Source organism: Mesorhizobium sp. M2A.F.Ca.ET.067.02.1.1 (assembly GCF_004023285.1).
Taxonomy (GTDB): Bacteria; Pseudomonadota; Alphaproteobacteria; order Rhizobiales; family Rhizobiaceae; genus Mesorhizobium.
In genome coordinates this window covers 1-5530 of sequence record NZ_RZSB01000403.1, presented here as the reverse complement: position 1 = coordinate 5530, position 5530 = coordinate 1, and the positions used below count along the sequence as shown (strand labels likewise).

Below are 5530 nucleotides of genomic sequence, written 5' to 3'. Positions count from 1 at the left end.
ACGCCGCCCTGGGGCAAGCTCGACCAACCCGATTTCCTCAACGCCGCCGCGGCGATCGAGACGGCGCTCTCGCCGCGCGCGCTGCTCGACCTTTGCCTCGACGTCGAGAGGCGATTGAAGCGCGTGCGCGAGGAGCGCTGGGGGCCGCGCCTGATCGACATCGACATCCTAGTGTTCGGCGACCGGGTTATTCACGAGACCGGGCTCGAAGTGCCGCATCCGCGCATGCTGGAGCGCGCCTTCGTGCTGGCGCCGCTGGCCGAGATCGCGCCGGGGCTTTCGATCGGCGGCAGGAGCGTCTCGGAACGGCTCGGCGCCGTCGACACATCAGGGATCGAGCGGCTTCCGTCCGGCCGGGAGTGGTGGTTGGCTTAACGTCGCCTAGTTCTCGACAACGAAAGTGCCGCCGGCGTCTTGGTAGACGAACAATTCGACAGCGTCGTACTTTTGGCGGTCAGTCGATATCGCCAGGAAATCATACTCGCCCAAATGCAAGATGACCTCTTGTTTGGTCGATGTAACGCGCTCGATTCTTGCCGCTGTATCGCTCATGCGCAGAGACACCTCCGTATGGATAGCGAGCCCAGTGCCGTCGGTGAAAAGAACGCTGATCCCAAACCCCGGTTCGTTCTTTTCGACAGAGCGGATTGACTTGCCAATCATTCGCGCTTCGAAGCTTCTCACAATACGATTCCCAATTTGTGGTTAACCGGCATCAACCGGAAAAACCGCCGCCGTCGAGAAATGTCTGTTCCTCGGGCGTCGTCTCTCGACCGAGCAACCTGTTTCGATGCGGAAAGCGACCGAAGCGCTCGATGATTTCCAGATGCTCCTCGGCATATTTAAGATCGTTCGCGGCTCGCGCGGCGGTGAGTTCCACTGAACGCTTCTGATCGCCAAGCGATTCCGAATGCTCGAATGGAAGGTAGAGGAAGACGCGCAGAGCCTCGTCGAGTTCCAGATCCTGTCCGGCGGCGATCGCCCGGTCGGCAAAATGCCTTGCCAGCGGGTCGGTCGCGTACATGTGGCCGGTGCCGCGGAAGCAGTTGCGCGGGAACTGATCGAGCAGGATCATCAGCGCCAGCGATCCTTCAGCATGGGCGTTCCAGTCGTCGCATTCGCGCCGCGCGGCTGCGTAATGCAACTCAAGGAAGCGGCTGCGGAAATCGGTGTCGAAGGCGTCGTTCTTCTCGAACCAGGCGTCCTCGCCGGCGTCACGCCAGAATTTGGTGACCGAAAGCGCCCGCGCGTCGAGCTCTGCCATGCCTTGCCCCTCAGTTGTTGGTCTCTGCCTCGTTCAGCACAACGGCTGTTTCTTGGTTCAGCGCGCGGCCGGCCCGGCGCGGTTGCGTGAGCGGCGTCGGGATCGGCGTGCCGATGTTGCCCTTGAGGAAACGCTGGCCGGCGCGGATGCCCTCGGCAAGCTGCGTTTCGAAGCGAGCGGTATCGCGACGGCGCACGTCCTCGATGACCTCGGCAACCTCCTCCGGATCGACGCCCAATGCCTCCAGCGCCGAGCCGCCGAAGACGAGCGCCGATTCGAAGGTTTCGCGCAATTGGTAGTCGACGCCGGCTCGAATGAGCTGCAGCGCCGTGCCGCGGTCGTAGGCGCGCGCCAGCATGGTGACCAGCGGGAATTCGGCCTTGATCAGCTGCGCGATGCGCACGGCGGCGTCCGGCTTGTCGACGCAGATCAGCACCGCGTGGGCCCGCCCGGCGCCGGCCGCATGCAGGATATCGAGCCTCGTGCCGTCGCCATAATAGACCTTGAAGCCGAAATTGGCCGCCGCCTGGATCATCTCCACCTCGTTGTCGATGATCGAGACGTCCAGCCCCCGCAATAGCAGCGGCTGGCTTGCGATCTGGCCGAAGCGGCCGAAACCGATGATCAGCACGCTGCCGGTGAGGCCCTCGGCGATGTCGACGCCGTCGAGCGACTGCTCGTCGCGCGGGGTGAGGTAGCGCAGCGCCAGGATCGCGAGCGGCGTCAGCACCATCGAGATGATGACGATGGCGGTGAGCGTGGCGTTGGCCTGGCCGTCGATGATGCCGACCGCGGCAGCGGACGAATAAAGCACGAAGGCGAACTCGCCGCCCTGCGCCATGAAGACGGCGCGTTCTAGCGCCTCGCGATGGCCGCTCTTCAGGATGCGCGCGACGATGTAGATGCCGAGCGCCTTCATGACCATGTAGGCGACGACATAGATGGCGACGAGCCGCCAGTTATGGGCAACGACGCTCAGGTCGAGCGACATGCCGACGGCGAGGAAGAACAGGCCGAGCAGGATGCCGCGAAACGGCTCGATATCGGCTTCGAGCTGGTGACGGAAGGTCGATTCCGACAGGAGCACGCCGGCGAGGAAGGCGCCCATCGCCATCGACAGGCCGGAGAGCTGCATGGCGAGAGCCGATCCCAGCACCACTAGGAGGGCCGCGGCGGTCATGACCTCGCGGGCACGCGCGTCCGCCAGGACGCGGAAGAGCGGATTGAGCAGGTAACGGCCGGCCACGACCAGTCCGATGATCGCGGCGATGCCGATGCCGACTTCGCTCAGCCGCTCCGAAATACTGGTTTCGGCGCCGCCCGGCGCGAGGAAGGCGACCAGCGCCAGCAGCGGCACGATCATCAGGTCCTCGAGCAGTAGGATGGAGACGATGCGCTGGCCTTTCGGCGTGGCGATCTCGCCGCGCTCTTCCAGCAGTTGCATGACGATCGCCGTCGAGGTCAGCACGAAGCCGGCGCCGGCAACGAAGGACTGGGCGATGGGGAAGCCTCCGGCCAGTCCGACGAGGGTGAGCAGGACCGCGCAGACGCCGACCTGGAGGGCACCCAATCCAAAGATCTCGCGACGCAGGCCCCAGAGCCGCGACGGCTGCATTTCCAGCCCGATGATGAACAGGAACATGACGACGCCGAGCTCGGCGACGTGGAGGATCGATCCCGATTCGGAAAAGACGCGCAGGCCGAACGGGCCGATGACCACGCCGGCGGCAAGGTAGCCGAGGATCGAGCCCAGCCCCATGCGCTTGAAGATCGGCACGGCGATGACGCCGGCCGCGAGCAACGCCACCACCTGCACCAGATCGCTGCTCGACGCTTCAGCTGCCATGGCTGTCATCCTGTTGCTGAAAAGCGCGTTCGCCTGGAAAACATTCAGGTGGACGCGCTTCAGGTCTTTGCTTGATGCATGTCGTTATCCCAGAACCGCTGCGCACTTCTGGGCGACATGCATTAGAAGCACTCCTTGCATGCACCGGGAGGGAGAGGCAAGGGCGGGAGGCCTGCCAGCAAGGGTAGGCGCCGTCGGAGGGACCTTCGCTTGCCTGTCGGACGTTCGGCATCTATAATGGCGAAATGTCTGACTATTCGTCCCACCCGCTTCCGGATATCCCGATGGATGCGCTTAGCGAGGTCCTGCAAGACTTTCGCTTGAGTGGCGTCAACTATGGCCGCTGCGAGCTGCGACATCCGTGGAGCATCGCCTTTCCGGAACAGAAGCTGCTTCGTTTTCACTTTGTCGGCCAGGGTCCGTGCTGGATCTATACCGAAGCGGAAGGGTGGCAGGAGTTGCGTGATGGCGATCTGGTGCTGCTGCCGCAAGGCATAGCCCATCGGCTGGCCAGTGCGCCGGACGTTGTCGGCGACTCGCTCGAGGGATGCCAGGTGACCAAGTTGGGCGGCAATGTCTGCGAAGTGGTCAGGCAGGGAACGGGCGCGACATGCACCCTTTTCTGCGGCTCGATGGCATTGGGTTCCTGCGCGCTCAATCCATTGATCACGTTGATGCCGCCGATCATCAAAGGCTGCGACGTGGCCGGCAATGACCCGGTCATGCGTCCTTTGCTGGCGGCCATGACGGCCGAGGCCGCGCAACCGCAGATGGGCAGCGCCACGATTCTGTCGCGCATGGCGGACTTGCTGACAGCCCGGCTCATCCGCTGCTGGGTCAATTGCACGGGAGCCGCGACCACCGGTTGGCTTGCCGCTATCCGCGACCCCCATATCGGGCGTGCGCTGGCGGCCATGCACCGAGACCCCGGCCATAACTGGACCTTGGAAAGCCTTGCCGGCCTGGCAGGCCAATCGCGCTCGATTTTCGCCGAACGCTTCAGCGCCGTGCTAGGGGAGGGCGCTGCCCACTATCTCGCTCGTCTGCGTATGCAGCTTGCCCGCGAGTTGCTGGGGCAAAACGGCTTGTCGGTTGCCGAAGTCGCTACCCGTTTGGGCTATGACAGCGAAGCGTCCTTCGCCCGCGCGTTCAAACGCATCACCAATGTCTCGCCTGGCGTTGTGCGTCGCACAATTTCCGGACGAACGGATATGAATTTCGGATTTTAGGATACATATAATCCGAAAGGACTCGTCTATTGAAGGCCTCCATTCCTTGGAGATACTTCCGGTGACAGACACAACATTACAGCTTGAAGACGAGGCATTAGACCTCGATACCGCCGCGCCAACCACGTGGAACGCAGCCACCTGGTTCTCGGTCATTTCATTGGCGGCAACCAGCTTTGCCCTAGTGTCAGCCGAATTCCTGCCGGCAGGTCTGCTGACGCCAATGGCGCGCGATCTCGGCATCAGCGAAGGAACGGCCGGACAGGTCGTCACCGCCACCGCTTCCGTCGGCGCCGTGACGGCCATGTTGAGCAATGTTCTCATCGGCCGATTGAACCGCAAGACGGTGCTGGTTGGCCTCAGCGCCTTGGCGGTCGGTTCCAACCTCCTTGCGGCGCTGGCGCCCAATTTCTGGTTGCTGCTGTTGGGCCGGGCAGGGCTCGGAATTGCTCTCAGCGCCTTCTGGGCACTCTCGGTTGCCGTCGTGGCCCGGCTGGTTGGCGCCAATGCCACAGGTCGGGGCATGGGCATCGTCACCCTCGGCGTCTCGCTTGCCACCATTGCCGCGCCATCGGCGGGTGCGTTGATCAGCGACTGGCTGGGATGGCGCAGCGCCATGGCCTTGACGGCGGGGCTGGCCGTGATTGCCCTGCTGCTGCAGTTGCTTAGCCTGCCGACCCTGCCTGCCACAGCCAGCAACAGTCTTGCGGATGTATTTCGGCTGACACGGCGGCGTGGCATTCAACTCGGCATGCTGGCCATCCTTTTGCTGATGACAGGGCATTTTGCCGGCTCGGTCTATGTGCGCCCCTTCCTCGAACATGTGACGCTCCTGGCAACCGGGCCAATTGCCATGGCCCTGCTCGGATTTGGCATCGCCGCTGTCATCGGCAATATTGCTGGCGGCCGCATGGCCGACGCCAATATCCACATGGCTCTCGTGGGCACCGCGGCGCTGATGGGGTTTGCGGCTCTGGCATTGGTGATTTGGGGCGTGCACGTCGTCGTTGCCTTCGGATTCGTTACGCTTTGGGGCCTGGCATTCGGCATGGCGCCGGTGGTGCTGCCGACCAATCTGTCGCGCGCGGCGCCTGATGCGCTGGAAGCGGCCGGTAGCCTGATGGTCGTCTCTTTCCAGGTTGCCATCACCATCGGCGCGGTTGTCGGCGGCTATGTCGTGGACACCTATGG

At 63.5% G+C, this 5530-nt stretch carries 6 protein-coding genes; 3 read left to right on the top strand and 3 right to left on the bottom strand.

Features of this window, described 5'->3' with window-relative positions; genetic code table 11:
- Window positions 1-375, top strand: a 375-nt coding sequence (gene folK, locus EOA28_RS23360; RefSeq protein ID WP_128315321.1) for a 2-amino-4-hydroxy-6-hydroxymethyldihydropteridine diphosphokinase, incomplete at its 5' end; no start/stop codon positions are given.
- 6 nt (window positions 376-381) lie between these two features.
- On the opposite strand, the gene EOA28_RS23355 is transcribed toward folK, so the two are convergent.
- From EOA28_RS23355 to EOA28_RS23345, 3 genes are read right to left on the bottom strand one after another with little or no spacing between them, the layout of a single operon-like run.
- Window positions 382-663, bottom strand: a complete 282-nt coding sequence (locus tag EOA28_RS23355; RefSeq protein WP_126082548.1) for a hypothetical protein — start codon at window positions 661-663, stop codon at window positions 382-384.
- Window positions 664-715: 52 nt separating this feature from the next.
- Complete coding sequence (locus EOA28_RS23350) at window positions 716-1264, bottom strand: DUF924 family protein (RefSeq protein ID WP_127253448.1); 549 nt, start codon at window positions 1262-1264, stop codon at window positions 716-718.
- Between the two features lie 10 nt (window positions 1265-1274).
- Window positions 1275-3110, bottom strand: a complete 1836-nt coding sequence (locus EOA28_RS23345; RefSeq protein ID WP_127253449.1) for a monovalent cation:proton antiporter-2 (CPA2) family protein — start codon at window positions 3108-3110, stop codon at window positions 1275-1277.
- Window positions 3111-3355: 245 nt separating this feature from the next.
- On the opposite strand from EOA28_RS23345, the gene EOA28_RS23340 reads away from it, so the two are divergent.
- The gene (locus EOA28_RS23340) at window positions 3356-4339 is read left to right on the top strand and encodes an AraC family transcriptional regulator (protein WP_189342145.1); all 984 of its coding nucleotides are present in this window, start codon (window positions 3356-3358) and stop codon (window positions 4337-4339) included.
- Window positions 4340-4400: 61 nt separating this feature from the next.
- Window positions 4401-5530: MFS transporter (locus EOA28_RS23335; protein WP_148670815.1), on the top strand; the 1130-nt coding region annotated here is incomplete at its 3' end.

Bases quoted from the DNA above. Each gene is read 5' to 3' on its own strand.
- EOA28_RS23340 (WP_189342145.1), top strand. From the start codon at position 3,356: ATGTCTGACTATTCGTCCCACCCGCTTCCGGATATCCCGATGGATGCG.
- EOA28_RS23350 (WP_127253448.1), bottom strand. From the start codon at position 1,264: ATGGCAGAGCTCGACGCGCGGGCGCTTTCGGTCACCAAATTCTGGCGT.
- EOA28_RS23345 (WP_127253449.1), bottom strand. From the start codon at position 3,110: ATGGCAGCTGAAGCGTCGAGCAGCGATCTGGTGCAGGTGGTGGCGTTG.
- EOA28_RS23355 (WP_126082548.1), bottom strand. From the start codon at position 663: ATGATTGGCAAGTCAATCCGCTCTGTCGAAAAGAACGAACCGGGGTTT.